Source organism: Variovorax sp. CCNWLW186, assembly GCF_037203865.1.
In the GTDB taxonomy this organism is placed as follows: domain Bacteria; phylum Pseudomonadota; class Gammaproteobacteria; order Burkholderiales; family Burkholderiaceae_C; genus Variovorax.
The window spans coordinates 145,786-161,466 of the sequence record NZ_JBBCBO010000006.1; the positions used below are offsets into that span (position 1 = coordinate 145,786).

Consider the following 15,681-nt stretch of genomic DNA (forward strand, 5'->3'; position numbering starts at 1 on the left):
TGCTTCTTCCATGTCCGCACTTGCACTTGATCCCGTCGTGGCCTTGCCGATCGGTCCGCCGCCGCCTGCGCCCGATGTACCCATTCCCATGCCGCCGCCACCGCAGCCCGGGCCGCCGCCGGAAGGCGATCCACCGCCCGCGGAGCCGCCGTTCACCGACCCCGGCTTTCCGCCGCCGGTGATCGATCCGCCGCCGCCCATGCAGAAAACCGGCGAGGTGCCTTTCGGAAAGGCGCACGCGCGGCGGCTGCGCGAAATCTACCGTTCGGCCGGCTGGCCCTGCTGCGACACCATCGAGGTCGAGCTGCTGGCCGGCGGGTTTCTCGAGCGCGTTCGCACGCCGCACGGCCACGAAACCCTGCGCGTCACCGACGCCGGCATTGCCCGCATTGCCACCACGCTCACCATCAACCGCGCGGCGCTCTCGCCGCATGAAGCACTGGTCGAGCGCGTGGCACGCGAAATGACGCGCGGCGGCCGCATCGCCTGGCGCGGCCTCGGCCTGCGGGCGCGCCTGCCGCCGCTCGAAGAGGGCGGCAAGCCGCGCTGGTGCATTGCGAAGCCCGATGTGTTTTCCATTCGCAATACCAGCGTCGAGGCCTATGCGCACCCCATCGTGCACGAGGTGAAGGTGAGCCGCGCCGACTTGCTGGGCGACCTGCGCAAGCCGGACAAGCGTGCGGCCTACCTCGATCTGGGAGGCGAGTGCTGGTACGTGCTGGGCAACGATGCGCGCGGCCGCTGCATCGCATCGCCCGACGAAATTCCGCAGGAGTGCGGCGTGCTGGTGCTCGAAGGCGAGCGGCTGGTGGTGGCGCGCGCGGCCGTGCACCGCGCGTTCGAGCGCATTCCGTTCGGCGTGTGGCTGGCGCTTGCAAAGGCGCAGCCCATTGCGGGTTTCGATGACGATGCGCAGGACATGCTGGGCGACGATGCGCCCTGAATGACGGCCTGCGCGGCCGTTGCAAATCACTAGGACTCAGGCCACCACTGCTCGGCCGTGGTGCGAATGACGCGGGCCGCCTGCAGGCGGATGTCCTTGCCGTCGCCGCGCTCCTTGTCGGAGACCACGCGAAAAGGCCAGGTCGAAATGCGGCCCGCATGCGGGCGCGGCTGCAAGCGCCTCAGCGGCGAAAAAAACAGGATCCGCGCAGAAGGCGCTGGCGGGCTGGCGGTGGTCATGGTGTCGCCTCGAATGTTGCTCTGGGAGACGAGTAATTCTAGAGGAAACACTGTATGAACGTACAGTATATTTGCGCCGTCTCAAATGCTGAGGAGAGGGTGCATGGCCCGTGGCATGTCCGGCCCGCTGCGCAGGTTGCGCTCGATGAATTCGCGGGCAATGGCATCCAGATTGGCCGGCGCCGGCGTGACGAAGGACATGCGGTATTTCAGCAACCGGCCGTTGCGCCCCGTCAGAAAGGTGAACGACTCGTAGGTCTTCTGGCTCTGGGCGTGCAGCACGCGAAAGCTCACGCGCCGGAAGGCCTGCCCGTCGATCAGCTCATCGCGCACCGGGCCGACTTCCACCTTGGCATAGACGCCTCGCGCGCCCGCAAGCCGGACCTCTTCCACCGCGGCCTTGAAGTGCTCGTCGAACTCCGGGTCGGCGACGCCGGCGGCCCAGTCGCTGCGCTTCATGCCGTACACGTAGACGTCGACCCAGCCCACGTTGCTTTGGTACCGGTGGCTGACGCCCAGGCCGGGCTGCCCGGCCTCGTACGAGGTCGAGCGCACGTACTGCCATTGCACCGCACTGGCGGCCGGAGCCGAGGCGACGGGAGGTCTCGCGGGCGGCGCGGTGCAGCCCGCGAGCAGGGCTGCGGCCGTCAAGATCAGGGCAGGCCAACGCTTCGTCATGAAGGGCCTGCCTGAAACGGGGTGGCTGCCTCGGCCGTCAGTCCGGCCGGACTTCGAAATACGCTTCGTCGGCCTCGCCCAGCGCGCGAAAGCCTGCGGTCTTGGCGGCTTCGTAGGCCTTGGCCCAGTTTGCGGCCAGCGCGATCTCGTCTTTCGTCAACTCGTCGGCACTCGATTCGCTGGCGTTTTCGAAGGCCTTCAAGGCCTGCGTCACGCCGTCTCCCAGCAGCTTGTCGAGTTCGCGCCGGAAGCGCGACTCCGCCGCGGAAATGACTTCGGCCGGTGCATCGGGGAAGTCGATCAGGTTCACTGTGTAGCTCATGGGCCGGATGCTACGTGATGGCAACAGCCCCGTCCTCCGGTGGCGTTGTTGCCGCGCATGTCAGGGGTGTGCCGCCAGCTGTGCACCCGCACTCGCGCTGGCGCTTGCAGCCAGCGCTTCGGGCGGCATCGCCGTCGCCGTTTCGGGCTGCGCCCTGATGGAGGCGCAGCGGCCGTAAGTGTCGTCGAAGCGCACGATGTCGTCCTCGCCCAGGTAGCTGCCGGTCTGCACCTCGATCACTTCGAGCATGGTCTTGCCCGGGTTCTCGAGCCGGTGGATCGCGCCCGAGGGCAGGTAGATGGATTCGTTCTCCCGCACCAGGCTGACCTGGCCGTCGCAGGTGGCCTTGGCGGTGCCGCGCACCACAATCCAGTGCTCGGCGCGATGGTGGTGCATTTGCAGCGACAGCTTGGCGCCCGGATTCACCGTGAGGCGCTTCACCTGGAAGCGGTCGCCGAAGTCGAGCCTGTCGTAGGCGCCCCAAGGCCGCACCACCCGCCGGTGTTCGGTCGCTTCGGCCTGGCCTTGCTGCGCGAGCATGCGCACCACCTCGCCGACCTGCTCGGCGCAATCCGCCTTCGCCACCAGCACGGCGTCGGGCGTGTCCACGATGATCAGGTCCTCGGTGCCCAGGGCCACCACCGGCCGGTGCGGCGCATGAATGAAGGTATTGCGCGCACGCAGCGTCCTGGCCTGGCCGCTCAGGCGGTTGCCGGTGCCGTCTTCCGGATGCAGCGTGGCCACGGCGTTCCAGCTTCCCACGTCGCTCCAGGCGCCTTCGAACTTCACCACGGCAATGTTCTGCTGCTTTTCGAGCACCGCATAGTCGATGCTGTCGCTGCGGCAGGCCTGGAAGGCCTCGGGGTCCAGGCGGTCGAAGCTGCCCTCGCTCGAAACACCGGCGGTCGCACGCTGGCAGGCCAGCAGGATGTCGGGCGCGTGGGCGTTCAACGCCGCTATCAACGTACTTGCCTGCACCAGGAAGATGCCCGCGTTCCAGCTGTAGCCGCCGTGCAGGATCAGCGATTCGGCCACCGACGCCGTGGGCTTTTCGACGAAGCGCACCACGGCCCGGCTGCAGCCGTCGGCCGACACCGCGCCGGCTTCGATGTAGCCATAGGCGGTGCTCGCGAAAGACGGCATCACGCCGAAGGTCACGATGTGCCCGGCCAGCGCCGCATCGACGCCGCGCCTTATCGTCTCGGCGAACAGCAGCGTGTCGGGAATGTGGTGGTCGGAGGGGGCGAACAGAAGCAGGTCGTCCTTGCCGGCGAGCAGTGCCGCAGCCGCCATGGCCGCCGCGGTGTTGCGCGCCATCGGCTCCAGGATCTGCCGCCCGGTGGCACCGGCTTTCTCGACGGCCTCGCGCACCAGGAAGCGGTGGTCTTCCGATGCGATGCACGTGATGTTGCTGTTCAGGCTGCACAGTCGCTCCAGCGTCATCTGCAGCAGGCTCTTGTCGCCGATCAGCGGCGCGAACTGCTTGGGAAGCGTCTTGCGCGAGAGCGGCCACAGGCGGGTGCCGCTGCCTCCGCAGAGCACGACGGGATGGATGGTGGGGGTGTTCATGACAACGTCCTTGATGAAGGGGGAAGGCCGGCCGGCTCAGAGCTGCCCGGTGTTGGTGGCAAAGCTCACCGCCTGCGCGCGCGAATGCACCTGCAGCTTCTTGTAGATGTTCTTGATGTGGGCGTTGACCGTCTGCCCCGAGATTCCGAGCCTCATGCTGATCTCCTTCGACACGCAGCCGCGCGCCACGCAGCGGAGCACTTCGCGCTCGCGCGTCGTCAGCGTTACCTCGCGCTGCTGCGGTGCTTCTACGGGAGGCGGCTCGCTGGTGTGCTGGTTCATGCGTGTCAGCAGCCGGCGCGCCAGCTTGGGCGTGATGGCCGCGCCGCCGTTCACCACCTGCAGCACGGCCTGCGCAAAGCTCTGCAGCCAGGCGTGCTTGAGCAGGTAGCCCGTGGCGCCAAGCTCGAAGGCATGCATCACATGGGCGTCGTCTTCCATGGCCGAGATGACGATGATTTCGCAGTAGCGATGCAGCTTGCGCGCCTCGCGAATGAGCTCGAAGCCCGATCCGTCGCCGAGCCGGAGGTCGACCATCAGCACGTCGAATTCATGGGTCGCCAGCAGGCGACGGCCGTCGCGCACGCTGCCGGCCTGCGCCTCCAGCTGGATGCGCATGTCCGACAGCAGCTCCTGGGCAATCACGCGGCGCATGAACTCGTCGTCGTCGACGAGCAGCACGCGAACCGGGGCGTCTTCCTGCCCCGTCAGGAAATGCGGCCACAGCGGTTCGGCCGGAGGACAGACGCCGGACGGATAAACCGTGCGGCGCTCGGACGCCCGAGCGGAGTCAGGGGAGTCGGAAGAGTGAGGCGCGGTGTCGGACATGAAGGTTCCTAGAGAGTTGTTAGGGTTGGAGGAGGTTTCACGTTTGCATCGAGATACGCCGGCCCTCGGGGGCTGGCACTTGGGGAGCCTTTGCAGGCAGCTTTGAAAGAGTCATGGCCTGGATCCGGTGGGGGCGGGAACCGCGAGCGGCTCGGCCACGCAGCGCATCAGTTCGCGCTCCAGGCGCTGGAGAATGGCGTTGCGGTCCAGCTCTGTTTCCGCGAACGAACGGGCGGCCGCGCCCATGGCTTCGCGTTGCGGGCGAGACATCGCGAGTTGCGCGATGGCGTCGGCCAGCGCGTCCGCATCGCCGGGGGCAACCACCATGCCGCGGCCGGACACCACGTTGCTCAGCTCGGTGCCCGCATGGGCCGTCACGATCACGGCCTTGCCGCTCGCGAGCATGCCGGCCAGCTTCGAAGGCATCACCAGGTCCGCGGCGTCGGCGCGCTGCGGCAGCACGTGGATGTCCGCCATGCCCAGCAGTTCGTTGAGCCGCTCGGCAGGCTGCAGGTCGATGAAGTGAACGCGCGGCAAGTTTGCGCAGGCTGCCTTCAGCGGCTCGCGGCTCGGGCCGTTGCCGCAGAACACGAAGTGGATATGCGCCGCCGCGACCAGGCGGTGCGCCGCATCGGCCAGCAACTCGATGCCCTGCTTGGCGCCCAGGCTGCCCGCATAGAGCACCACCACCTCGTCCGCCGGAATGCCGAGCATGCTCCGGTAGCCGGTGGCGCCGCCCGCATCCGGCGCATCGGCGGGTTGCGGAAAGATCGAGCGCACATCCACCCAGTTGGGCAGCAGCACCAGCCGGGTTTCGTCAATGCCCTTGTCCTTCGCCTTGTCGAGCATGGCGGCCGAGATGGTCGATACGCGGGTGAACCGGCCAAGCAGCCAGCGTTCCACCGAGAGCGCGAAGCGCCGCACCCGCGCGCCGCGCACCAGGCCCATGCCAAAGGCGGCGTCCACCTCGTAGTCCTGGATGTGCAGCCACGACTTGATGCCGAGCATCCGCGAGAAGAGGAGCGCGGACGGCGCGCAGAAAAGGGGCGGCTCGACCACGAAGACCACGTCCGGCTTCCAGCGGATCTGCGCGATGAGCAAGGGCATGCTCGACACCATGAAAGAGAACAGATGCGCGAGCCGCGCGAGCGCCCGCGGCCGCGCCGGCACCCAGGTCGGCGCGCGCCAGACCGTGATGCCGTTCCAGTCGGTCTTGCGATAAGCCCAGGCCGAATACCCTTCGAACGGGGCCCACTGCGGAAAGAAGGGCGGCGATGCGATCACGCGTACGTCGTGGCCCTTTGCATGCAGCCACTGCGCCATCTCGCCCGAGTACTTGCCAATGCCGACCAGCTCGGGCGTGAAGTTCATCGAGTAAAGCAGAATTTTCACGATGCCCTTTCAAAGGAACCGCGGACCAGCCGCACGATCGGGTAGAAGCCGAACAGCGCGCGCATGCGCACTTCGTAGAGAAGAAAGTCGGTGAAGAAGGCGATGAAGAAAACGTAGTGCGGCTTGCCGGGAAAAACCGACACCACCACGCCGTAGGACACAAGCCGCAGCGCCACTTCGAGCAATGCCCAGCCGCCGAGTGCGGCCACCGGGCTCTTGAGCGCCAGCAGCATCTCGTGGTGGATCGTGTAGGTGCGCAGCAGGAAGTACGGCGCAATGCACAGAAAGATCTCGAGCGCCTCGTGCCCCACCTTCAGCAGCGGCGCGGCCACCGTGATCAGCGCGGCCAGGCCGGCAAAGAGCGCGCAGCCCAGCAGGAACGATTGCTTGGCCAGCTGCAGCGTCGACGCATCGAGCTTGCCGGCCTCGGCACCCAGCATGGCGCGCGTCTTCGTATAGAGAAACGCCTGCACGAACTGCGACGGTGCTTCCGCCAGCAGAAACGCGACCTTGAAAGCGCCCACGTATCCGAGCGGCATGAAGAAGGCGACCACCAGCAGGTCCGACTTGCGAAGCAGGAACATCAGCAGCGAATAAACGGTGGCGCCGCCCTGCGACTGCAGGCGCAGCGCCGGCCGGCCGCGCGGCGGACCTGCAGCCCAGCCCGTGCGCATGCTGGCCGCGCCCACGATCAAAAAGGCCAAGAGGTTGATGAGCAGCAGCTGCCAGGCACCCAGCTCGAACCCCAGCACGATGAGCGCCGCGATGCCCAGCACCAGAATGCTCGAGCGGATGCCCGTCTCCAGGTTGAGCAGCCCCGCATAGCCCAGCCCCCGGCTGTAGGAAAGGCGCAGGCTGATGAACGAGAACACCGCCATCGTGGATACCATCAGCACAAAGGGCGCGCCCGCCACCGGCAGGTGCTGAACCTTCAGGATCAGCACGATCAGCAGCGTGGCCAGCGGAATGCCGATGGCCAGGGTGCGCAGCACGTCGCCCCGGCGCACGCCCGGCGGCACGCTGCCGGCTTCGCGCGAAAAGAGAAGCGAACTGCCCAGCGTGCCCACGACCAGTGCCGCTTCCAGCACCGACTGGTAGATCGAGTACTCGCCGAACTCCGCGGGCGAGACATACGCCGCCATCAGAAAGACGGCCAGGAAGCCCGACAGGTAGGCATACAGTCGCGAAGCCAGCGCACCCAGGCCGCGCAACTGCACGGCGCGAAAGCCGGGCAGCGTGATGGAGCGGTCGAGGAGGTTCATGGCCTGCGCCTGTTGCGTGCCGGGCCGCGTCATTTCGGCGCGGAGGCGCCCGCGAATGGGCCGGCGCCGGCGGCACGCTGTGCGAGCAGGCCGCGGCCGAAGGCCCAGTTCTTGGCGCGGCGCGCCGCCTGCAGCACATACGTCAGCGCGGCGGCCGTGTGCACGCGGCCATGCAGCACGTGCGACATGGCCATCTTTGCGCTGCCCTGGAAGTGCAGGGCCATCACGCCCACCAGCTCGCCGGCCGGCGTGACCACGCTGGGCTGGCCGTCGACATACACGATGCGCTTGGCGCCGCCCCGGGCCTGGAATTCGTTCAACAGCAGGTTGTGGCCGCCGTTGATGTTGTGGTCGATCATCCGTCCGCCGAACACGCGGTTGATCGGATCCGCATTGCCGCTCGCCTGGGCCCAGAGGTGGAGCAGCGTCATGTCGGACACGCCGCCGCGCACGCCGCGGGCTGCGAACCGCGCCGCAATGGCGCGCAGCTTGCGGCGGCCGGCGGGCGTGGCGTAGGTGTTGAGCACAAAGGCGATGAAGCGCTGCAGGCCCATCGCGGTCCAGTAGCTCACGTGCGGCGATATCTGGCATGGGTCCCAGCCGTCGCGGGGGCGCATGTAGGAGCCGGAGAAATCCGCCTTTCCGGCCACGCGCCGTATGTGCGCGCCGACGCCGCGAAACAGCAGCACGTCGCTGTCGATCAGCACGAACTCGCGGCACTCCGGATGCGCCTTGAGATATTCGGCCAGGAGGAAGTAGCGCCGGAAGCAGATCTTCTCGAACTCCGGCGAGTTGCTGGACAGGTGCACATAGTGGCTGCACAGGCGCTCGTAGTCGGGTCCGGCGTCGGTGCCCGCCAGCACGACGAGATGCTCCTCGGCCCGGGCCGCGGACTCGCGGCACAGCAGCAGGGTCTTGTTCTGGCGGTCTTCCACCACGATGAATGCGAGAGCGTTGGTCATGGGCTATGGAAAAAAGATGGCGTTGGTCGTGGGTCGGCGCTCAGGGCCGGGGCGCGGTGGCGCTGCGCACCAGCGCGATGTGCGTGGGTAGAAAGCGGTAGTCCGAGTCCAGCGGCAGGTCGAGCGTGAACAGCCCGCCGCGCGCTTTCGCATCGGCGATCCAGTCGCGCACCTGGGCGGCCGTGAAGCGCGGCGCAGTGGTCTGGCCCCACGACGCGCCGAGCGGCGTGAGCACGTGGAACGCCAGGCCCGATGCGGGGGTGGTGGAAGGCACCGAAGGCGCCGGAGGCTGCAGGAGCTCGCCCGCCATGAGGTTCTGGCACGGCGCGGCCTTGGCACTGAAGCGCTGCGGCCCCTCGCCGGAGTTGAAGGCGAGCCACCGCTTGGGCGCACCGGTGCGCGCGGCGGCGCAGAGCCCGTTCCAGTCTTCGGCCGACATGCCCTTGGTGTTGTAGACACCGTCGAACCACCAGCCCTTGGCCAGCGCGCCGTAGTGTTCCGACCATTCCCGGACCACCGCGGTCCATCCGGCGATGAAGCGCGCGGGCGGCGGCTTCTGCTCCGAAACATCGCCCAGGCAATCCATCAGGTAGGCATCGCCCTGCGGCGCACGGAAGGGCAAATACAGCACCAGCCCAATGCCGCGGCGCTGCAAGGCGCGGGCGATCTCCATCGGCAAGTCGCGCGGTGGGCGGTTCTCGATGCTGCCGGGGCACAGCAGCTCCAGCGCCGCATTGGGCGCGATGAACTGGCCATTGTTCTGGCCGAGCGTCAGGATGAGGTAGGAGGCCCGCATGCGTGCGAGCGATGCCGCAAGCGCCTCGGCATCGAATCGCGCCACATCGGCAATGGTCTGCTTGTCGGGCAGGTAATGCACCATCACCCCGAAGCCCGTCATCGGCGGCGCGGCCGACGCCGCGCAAGCCGCGCACAGCAGCCATGCCGGGAGAAGCCGCCGAAGAGCGCCTGCAAGCCAGGTCATCACATGGCCCCCGCGAGCGAAACGGCTTCATGCTTGAGCGTGAGGTAGCGCCTTGCCACCGTTCCCGGCGCGCAGGCTTCGGCAAGCGGCCAGGCCGGCTGCTTGGCCCGGTGCTCGGCCAGGTAGCGCGACAAACCGTCGAGGTCGGTGGAGCCGTTGCCGATGAAGAAGGCGTAGTCGCCGAACAGCTCCCGGTGCACCGGAATGTCCGACAGCAGCAGCGGCACGCCCAGCGTGGCGGCCTCGGCGGCGGAAAGGTTGAAGCCCTCGAACGCCGACAGCGAAATGAAGGCCGCCGCGCCGCAGTACAGCTGCGTCAGCTCCTTGCGCGAAACCATTCCCCTGTGGCGCACGCAGCCGCTGATGGCGGGATCCATGCGGGCAGCCATCCGCTTCACTTCTGCGGCGCCGTTACCGGTCACGTCCAGCCAGTCGACCAGGCCCTCGCGCTTCATGCGCTCGAACAGCTTCAGCGTGCCGTCGAAGTTCTTGTGCGGGTAGTAGTGGTACGAGGCGATGAGGTAGCGCTCGCCAATGGCCGCCGCGCGTGCCGGCTTGACCGGGCCCGGCGGGCCGGGCGAGCGCGTTGCATCGACGGGGTTGAAGATGACGTTCGGGTGCTCGCAGCGCCCGAAGTAGCGCTCGAAATCCTGCTGGCTGCTTCTGCTGATGAACACCACATCGGCCGCGCTGCGCGCCACGCGCCGCAGGCACCAGTCGAGCCACAGGCGCTTGGTGCGGCTGAAATACTGCGGGTAGGCCTTGTACTGCAGGTCGTGCACCACCACGATCGAATCGCGGTGGCGCCCAAAGAGCGTGAACGGCAGGAAGTAGTTGGGGAACAGCGAGAACACCGTCTCGCCGGATACCAGCGCCCTCAGCCGGTGATAGTTGTAGAGCACTATCTCCAGCAGGAACCGGCTGATCCTCAGGCGCTGCGCGGCGGCGTAGATGCGCGGGTGCCGCTCGCTGATCGGCTGGATGTGGTCGCCCTTGCACATGCGCATCCTGCGCAGCAGAAGATCGGACACATTCAGCACGCCGCCCGCGCCCTTGTTAAGGCTGATCGAGTCGTAGAAGAGGTATTTGTACATGGTGAAGCCTCACGTCGTGCCCTGGGCGTAGATCGCCGGCGCGCGGCGCGGCTGGCGAAACCGCGAGCTCAGCAGCCCGGCAAAAACCGCCGCGATCAGCCCCGAGGCCGCGAACGGGCCCCACCCGAGAATCGGGCCGCGCATGAAGGGCACATATGCGGCCAGCAGCACCAGAGCGCACAGGTAGGTGCTCGAGAGCGCGGCATGCGGCTGGGCCACCTTGTCGAGCACGCGGAACAGGGCCGAGACCGCCAGGCCAAGCATCACCGGCCCCGCCAGGCCGAAGTCGAAGTACGCCGTGGTGAATGGCGGCAGCGAGAGGTTGCTCTGCGAGAAGTTGCCCAGCACGGCCGGCCACCCCAGGGGGTCGAACTCCGGATACATCTTCAGGCTGCGCGGCAGCATGAAAGAGAACGCCGACAACAGGTAGCGGCCGAAACCGAGCTCGGGTTCGGGCGCGCGCTCCAGCAGCCCGGCCACGATGTACATCGCGTCGAAGTCCTGGCTGTAGGGAAAGGTGGTGAGCGTCTCGCCCCAGAAGCTGCCGCGAGAAATCAGGTTCAGCACCGGGCCGAGGCCGGCGATGGCACCGAAGATCAGCATGGCGAGCAGCCAGCGGCGCTTCACGCCAAGCACGTAGATGAAAAGCGGCAGCAGGCCGATCAGCAGGATCTGCCGCGGCGTGTTGACCGGATAGGCCGCAATGCCGGCCAGCACCAGCGCAAAGCCGGCGGCGCACCACGACCAGATCGTCCGGCGGCGGTATGCGTGGATGGCCAGCGCCACGAAGCACATCAGCACGATGAGCTTCGGCAGCGTCGAATAGACGATGAAATCGACCGGAAGGTTCTGGCCTTCGTCCGGCAGGCCGCGCGCAATGAAGTTCAGGTCGGGGCGGATGAACAGCGACGCGAACGCCGCGACCGTGCCGCTCAACAGCAGCAGCACGGGGTGCGCAACGCCGGCGATCTGCGTCTCGGGCACGCCGGCCCCGCGCGCGAAAGCCGGGGCCGCCGCCTCATGCATGCCGAACCTGGCGGCCTCCACACCCGCCATGTACAGCAGCAGCAGCGTGATGGCTTGCGTGTGCGCGCCCGCGCCGATCACGCCCGTGTCCCAGAACGAAACGTCGGCCGCGATCTGCATGGCCGGCGCCACCGAGAAGTAGGTGAGGATGGCGGTGTAGTGGATCAGCAGGAACGTGCTCGTTCCCGCGGCGCCGAGCATTGCAAGCTGCACCAGCGAGAGCACGCACACCGCCGCGTAGCCCCAGACCGGGTCTACCTGGGCGCATGCGAACGCAGCCGCAATGCCGAACCAGAAGCAGAGTGTTCTCATGACAGGCCTTGTGGAGGTCGGGGGTGTGAAGTGGTTTGGCTCAGGCGTGGGCGATCTCTTGGACCGGGCGGATCGCCTCCTGGTAGGCCGCATAGGTGCGGCGCAGGCCTTCTTCGAGCGGCACCGTGGCTTGCCACCCGATGGCGGCTGCGCACGACACGTCGAGCAGCTTCCTGGGCGCGCCGTCCGGCTGCGAGGTGTCGAAGCAGATCCGGCCGCGGTAGCCGACGACGTCGCCGATCAACGCCGCCAGTTCGCCGATCGACAGGTCTTCACCCGTGCCGAGGTTGATGTGGGCGCACATGGGCGTGGTGTGCTGCTCGTAGCTGTCGCGCGTCATGTCCATCACCGCGATGCAGCCGTCGGCCATGTCGTCGACATAGAGGAACTCGCGCCGCGCGCGGCCGGTGCCCCAGATCACCACCTCGGGCGCGTTCTCCAGCTTGGCCAGGTGAAAGCGCCTGATGAGGGCCGGCACCACGTGGCTGTTCTGCGCGTGGTAGTTGTCTCCGGGCCCGTACAGGTTGGTGGGCATCACGCTGCGGTAGTCGATGCCGTGGGAGGCGCCGTACTGCCGGTTGTAGCTCTCGCACAGCTTGATGCCTGCAATCTTGGCGATTGCATAGGGTTCGTTCGTCGGCTCGAGCTTGCCGCCGAGCAGCGCATCTTCGTGGATGGGCTGCTCGGCAAGCCGCGGGTAGATGCAGCTCGAGCCGAGGAACAGGAGACGCCTGACGTTCGCAAGGAACGCCTGGTGCGTGACATTGGCGGCGATCAGGAGGTTCTGGTAGATGAACTCCGCCGGGTAAGTCATGTTGGCGTGGATGCCGCCGACCCTTGCCGCCGCGAGATAGACCTGATCGATCTGCTCGGTGGCGAAGAACCGGCGCACTGCCTCCTGGTCGAGCAGGTCGAGCTCCTCGCGGCCGCGCGTGACGACCTCGTGCCCGAGGCCCCGCAGGCGCTTCATGAGCGACTGACCCACCATGCCGCGATGACCAGCAACGTATATACGCATATGTTCTTTCGGTTGAAGGTTGAGGAATGAGATGGTCGGAACAAGGAGTGCGCGGGGCCCCGGCGCCTAGCCGGAACCCTTTGCGCCCGCGACCACCAGAAAGGTTTTCAGCAGGATCACGATGTCCTGGCGCAGAGACAGCGTGGCGACGTAGTCGGCGTCCATGGCGGCCCTGCGCCGGTAGCTGACTTCGCTGCGCCCGCTCACCTGCCACAGGCCGGTGATGCCCGGGCGCACCGAGCAGTAGTGGCCCCAGTAAGGGCCGTACAGGTCCTTCTGCGAGAACATGCAGGGGCGCGGTCCGACCATGCTCATGTCGCCCTTGAGCACGTTCCAGAACTGCGGCAGTTCGTCGAGGCTGTACTTGCGCAGGAACGCGCCGAAGGGCGTGATGCGCGGGTCATGCTCCAGCTTCTGGTACATGTCCCATTGCCGCCGCGCCTCTTCGTTCTCCCGCAGGTGGCGCGCCAGCACCGCGTCGGAGTCGGCCACCATCGAGCGGAACTTGTAGAAGCTGAAGACGCGCCCGTCCCGGCCGTAGCGCGGCTGCTTGTAGATCGCCGGGCCGCCGGAAGTCAGCCGCACGCCGAGCCACACCAGCGCGTAGACCCAGCCCAGGAAGAGGAAGAAGCAGCTCGCCATCACGATGTCCATACCGCGCTTGGTGGCCATCAGCAACCGCGAATTGCCCGCCCACTGGACGGGAGCATTCGATCGCAGGGTGTTCACGCTGTCGCTCCCTCCGCGGCGGCCGCGGCTGCGACCGGCGTTGCGGGCCGGGGCAGTTCGGGCGCTGTCGGGTAGTCGTGGGCCCGCAGCCGGTAGGCACCGTAGCGGTAGGCAAGGCTGCCGTAGTAGCGCCGGCGCGTGTCGAGCGCGTTGAGCACCACGCCCTGGAAATGCGCACCGGCATGCCGCAGCTGCTTCACGCTTTCGGTCAGGTCGCCCAGTTCGTTGTCGCCGGCGCGCGCAACCATGAGCAGCGTGCCCATGCAGGTCGCCATCTCGGCCGTTTCCGATGCGAGCAGGGTGGGCGGCGTGTCGACAATCACCACGTCGTAGCGCGTCGAGACCTTCTCGAGCACGCGGGCGAAGGCATCGCTCGTGAGAAGGCCCGTCGGGTCGGACGGCAACGCGCCTGTCGTCATCACGTCGAGATGCGGCAGGACTCCCTTGTGGATGGCGCCGTCGAGCTCGATGGAGCCCTGGATCAGCTCCGAGAGGCCGCCTGTGCGCTTCAGTCCGAAGCGGGGTGCCACGCTGCTGCGCCGGAGGTCGGCATCGATCAGCAGCACGCACCGGCCGCTCGATGCAAGCACCGCCGCGAGGTTGGACGACACGAAGGTCTTGCCCGCGCCGGGAGTGGCGCTGGAAATCATGATCCGGTTGTTCAGCGCGCGCGGCATCGCGAACTTCAGCGCGGTGCGCAGCCGCCGCAAGCCCTCGAGCGCCGGATCGTCCGGATGAGCCGCCGCCAGCAGGTGCACGCCGGGCTTGCCTTGGAGCACGGCGCGGTCGAGATGGCGCTGCTGGTCGCTCAGCGTGACGGTGCTGTACACGTCCAGGCCGGTGTGGGTTTCAATCTCCGCCGGGCTGGCAATGGTGTTGCGCCACGACCTGCGCATGAAGGTCGAGGCCGCACCGATGAACAGGCCCGCCAGCAGCGCAAGCACCATGGTGATCGAGGCCTTGGGCCGGATCTGCTTTTCAGGCGTCAGCGCCTGGTCGAGCACGCGCACGTTGCCGATGCGCCCCTCTTTCGCGAGCCGCATCTGCAGCGAGCTGTTGAGCAGCGACACGTAGAGGTCGGTGTTGACCTTGATGTCCCGCTGCATGCGCAGCGAGTCCTGCTGCATCATGGGCATGCGGCGGATGCGCTGTTCCACGCCGCCGAGTGCCTTCTTCAGCGAGGCGATCTGCGCGTCGATGGTCATGACGCTCGGGTCGCGGGCCGTGAAGCGCTCGGTCAGCTCCAGCCGCTTCTGCGTTGCATCGAAGAGCTTGGTCTGCAGGTCGATGTTCTGCGACAGCGCGTTGCGCGCCTCGTCGTCGAGGCTGATCGTGCCGTTGCGGTTGCGGTACTGGTTGTAGACCTCTTCGGAGTCCTCCAGCTGCTGCTTGAACTTGGGCAGCTCGCCGCCCAGGAAGTTGAGTGCGCGCTGGGCCTGTGCCGTCTTCTGGTCGATGTTCACGCGAACATACAGCCGAGCGACTTCATTGAGAAGGTTGGCCAGCTGCGTGCGGTTGCCGGTCTGCCAGCTCACGTCCATCACCGAAGACTGCTTGCCCTTTTCGATCACGCGCAGGTCCTTCTGCAGCTCGAGCAGGGTGAGCTGCTTCGACTGGCGCACCAGCGAGAACGCGGCGCCCGGCAACCCCGAGACGGAGCCCACCAGCAGGTGCACAGGGCCGAGCGGCGTTTCGGCGTCGAGCGGCGTGCCGACCTTGCCTTCGATCGGTGCATCCAGCTTGGGGTGCGTTAGCGTGTAGGCGCCGTTCTCGCCGGCGGTCAACAGGAAACGCGTGCCCTCCAGATCCGTCGGCACGTCCATCTGCGCCACCACGATGCGCTCGTTGCCGCTCACGTAGCCCGAAAGGCCCGCAAAGCCGGGTTCGGAGAGCGTCTTCGCGCGGCGTGCGAGCCAGGGGCCGACGATCGGCAGATAGAGCGGCTCGGCCTCGATGTAGAGCTTGGTGTTCTCGATGGCCTGCCCGAGCACCAGGCGCGACTTCAGGATCTCGGCCTCGCCGGCCGTCGGCGTCTTGGCGTTCAGTGCGCTGCTCGCGGAGTCGCCGACCAGCGTGCCGCCCGAGCGCTCCGGGTCTTCGACCTGGATGAGCACGTTGGCCTCGTACACGCGCGGCCCGAACATCGCGTAGGCGGCGCCGATCAGCAGCGCCACCGCGGTGATCTTCGCGATCTTCCATCGGTTGTCGATCAGCAAGTCGATGTGCTCCCGCAGTCTTGAAGGAGGCTGTTCGGAAGCCGGCGCCGCATCTGTGGGGGCGGTAACCATGGGTTGCCAGTGCGCATTCATGAGATCACCTTTTTGG

General features: G+C 67.2%; 15 protein-coding genes. 1 reads left to right on the plus strand and 14 read right to left on the minus strand.

Annotation, left to right across the window (positions count from 1 at the left end; all coding sequences use genetic code 11):
* Window positions 1–10 precede the first annotated feature (10 nt).
* A complete protein-coding gene (locus V9K97_RS09895; RefSeq protein WP_337296393.1) occupies window positions 11–943 on the plus strand; it encodes a hypothetical protein in 933 nt (310 codons plus the stop codon).
* Between the two features lie 29 nt (window positions 944–972).
* Here the strand turns inward: V9K97_RS09895 and V9K97_RS09900 are convergent, their stop codons facing one another.
* The 14 genes from V9K97_RS09900 to V9K97_RS09965 form a co-directional block, all read right to left on the minus strand.
* A complete protein-coding gene (locus V9K97_RS09900; protein WP_337317785.1) occupies window positions 973–1,182 on the minus strand; it encodes a hypothetical protein in 210 nt (69 codons plus the stop codon).
* Between the two features lie 81 nt (window positions 1,183–1,263).
* Window positions 1,264–1,860, minus strand: a complete 597-nt coding sequence (locus tag V9K97_RS09905) for a hypothetical protein (RefSeq protein WP_258507331.1) — start codon at window positions 1,858–1,860, stop codon at window positions 1,264–1,266.
* Between the two features lie 37 nt (window positions 1,861–1,897).
* Window positions 1,898–2,182 carry a hypothetical protein gene (locus tag V9K97_RS09910; RefSeq protein ID WP_281148485.1) on the minus strand — a complete coding sequence of 95 codons (285 nt, stop codon included), beginning with the start codon at window positions 2,180–2,182 and terminating at the stop codon, window positions 1,898–1,900.
* A 60-nt stretch (window positions 2,183–2,242) separates the two neighbouring features.
* Window positions 2,243–3,751 carry a mannose-1-phosphate guanylyltransferase/mannose-6-phosphate isomerase gene (locus V9K97_RS09915; protein ID WP_337317786.1) on the minus strand — a complete coding sequence of 503 codons (1,509 nt, stop codon included), beginning with the start codon at window positions 3,749–3,751 and terminating at the stop codon, window positions 2,243–2,245.
* 36 nt (window positions 3,752–3,787) lie between these two features.
* Entirely contained in the window at window positions 3,788–4,579 is a 792-nt protein-coding gene (locus tag V9K97_RS09920; protein ID WP_337296396.1) for a response regulator transcription factor, read from the minus strand.
* Between the two features lie 111 nt (window positions 4,580–4,690).
* Window positions 4,691–5,971: a glycosyltransferase WbuB gene (locus V9K97_RS09925; RefSeq protein WP_337317788.1), complete on the minus strand. Its 1,281-nt coding sequence runs from the start codon at window positions 5,969–5,971 to the stop codon at window positions 4,691–4,693.
* Window positions 5,968–7,233: a lipopolysaccharide biosynthesis protein gene (locus tag V9K97_RS09930; RefSeq protein ID WP_337317789.1), complete on the minus strand. Its 1,266-nt coding sequence runs from the start codon at window positions 7,231–7,233 to the stop codon at window positions 5,968–5,970. The genes V9K97_RS09925 and V9K97_RS09930 overlap by 4 nt, the downstream gene beginning before the upstream one ends.
* Window positions 7,234–7,262: 29 nt before the next feature.
* A complete protein-coding gene (locus V9K97_RS09935; protein ID WP_258507322.1) occupies window positions 7,263–8,195 on the minus strand; it encodes a hypothetical protein in 933 nt (310 codons plus the stop codon).
* A gap of 40 nt (window positions 8,196–8,235) precedes the next feature.
* Window positions 8,236–9,177, minus strand: a complete 942-nt coding sequence (locus V9K97_RS09940; protein ID WP_337296400.1) for a hypothetical protein — start codon at window positions 9,175–9,177, stop codon at window positions 8,236–8,238.
* The gene (locus V9K97_RS09945) at window positions 9,177–10,271 is read right to left on the minus strand and encodes a glycosyltransferase (protein WP_337317792.1); all 1,095 of its coding nucleotides are present in this window, start codon (window positions 10,269–10,271) and stop codon (window positions 9,177–9,179) included. Before V9K97_RS09945 ends, V9K97_RS09940 begins: the two co-directional genes overlap by 1 nt.
* 9 nt (window positions 10,272–10,280) lie before the next feature.
* Window positions 10,281–11,609, minus strand: coding sequence for a hypothetical protein (locus tag V9K97_RS09950; RefSeq protein WP_337317793.1), 1,329 nt, complete (start codon window positions 11,607–11,609; stop codon window positions 10,281–10,283).
* 40 nt (window positions 11,610–11,649) lie between these two features.
* Window positions 11,650–12,627, minus strand: coding sequence for a GDP-L-fucose synthase family protein (locus tag V9K97_RS09955; protein WP_258507315.1), 978 nt, complete (start codon window positions 12,625–12,627; stop codon window positions 11,650–11,652).
* A gap of 66 nt (window positions 12,628–12,693) precedes the next feature.
* Window positions 12,694–13,356 carry a sugar transferase gene (locus V9K97_RS09960; protein WP_337296403.1) on the minus strand — a complete coding sequence of 221 codons (663 nt, stop codon included), beginning with the start codon at window positions 13,354–13,356 and terminating at the stop codon, window positions 12,694–12,696.
* Entirely contained in the window at window positions 13,353–15,665 is a 2,313-nt protein-coding gene (locus V9K97_RS09965) for a polysaccharide biosynthesis tyrosine autokinase (protein ID WP_337317795.1), read from the minus strand. Before V9K97_RS09965 ends, V9K97_RS09960 begins: the two co-directional genes overlap by 4 nt.
* Window positions 15,666–15,681 lie beyond the last annotated feature (16 nt).

What these genes read in the sequence shown, in the direction of transcription:
- V9K97_RS09905 (WP_258507331.1), bottom strand. Translation starts at nt 1,860, where the DNA reads ATGACGAAGCGTTGGCCTGCCCTGATCTTGACGGCCGCAGCCCTGCTC.
- V9K97_RS09935 (WP_258507322.1), bottom strand. Translation starts at nt 8,195, where the DNA reads ATGACCAACGCTCTCGCATTCATCGTGGTGGAAGACCGCCAGAACAAG.
- V9K97_RS09955 (WP_258507315.1), bottom strand. Translation starts at nt 12,627, where the DNA reads ATGCGTATATACGTTGCTGGTCATCGCGGCATGGTGGGTCAGTCGCTC.
- V9K97_RS09950 (WP_337317793.1), bottom strand. Translation starts at nt 11,609, where the DNA reads ATGAGAACACTCTGCTTCTGGTTCGGCATTGCGGCTGCGTTCGCATGC.
- V9K97_RS09920 (WP_337296396.1), bottom strand. Translation starts at nt 4,579, where the DNA reads ATGTCCGACACCGCGCCTCACTCTTCCGACTCCCCTGACTCCGCTCGG.
- V9K97_RS09930 (WP_337317789.1), bottom strand. Translation starts at nt 7,233, where the DNA reads ATGAACCTCCTCGACCGCTCCATCACGCTGCCCGGCTTTCGCGCCGTG.
- V9K97_RS09965 (WP_337317795.1), bottom strand. Translation starts at nt 15,665, where the DNA reads ATGAATGCGCACTGGCAACCCATGGTTACCGCCCCCACAGATGCGGCG.
- V9K97_RS09915 (WP_337317786.1), bottom strand. Translation starts at nt 3,751, where the DNA reads ATGAACACCCCCACCATCCATCCCGTCGTGCTCTGCGGAGGCAGCGGC.
- V9K97_RS09940 (WP_337296400.1), bottom strand. Translation starts at nt 9,177, where the DNA reads ATGACCTGGCTTGCAGGCGCTCTTCGGCGGCTTCTCCCGGCATGGCTG.
- V9K97_RS09910 (WP_281148485.1), bottom strand. Translation starts at nt 2,182, where the DNA reads ATGAGCTACACAGTGAACCTGATCGACTTCCCCGATGCACCGGCCGAA.
- V9K97_RS09945 (WP_337317792.1), bottom strand. Translation starts at nt 10,271, where the DNA reads ATGTACAAATACCTCTTCTACGACTCGATCAGCCTTAACAAGGGCGCG.
- V9K97_RS09895 (WP_337296393.1), top strand. Translation starts at nt 11, where the DNA reads ATGTCCGCACTTGCACTTGATCCCGTCGTGGCCTTGCCGATCGGTCCG.
- V9K97_RS09900 (WP_337317785.1), bottom strand. Translation starts at nt 1,182, where the DNA reads ATGACCACCGCCAGCCCGCCAGCGCCTTCTGCGCGGATCCTGTTTTTT.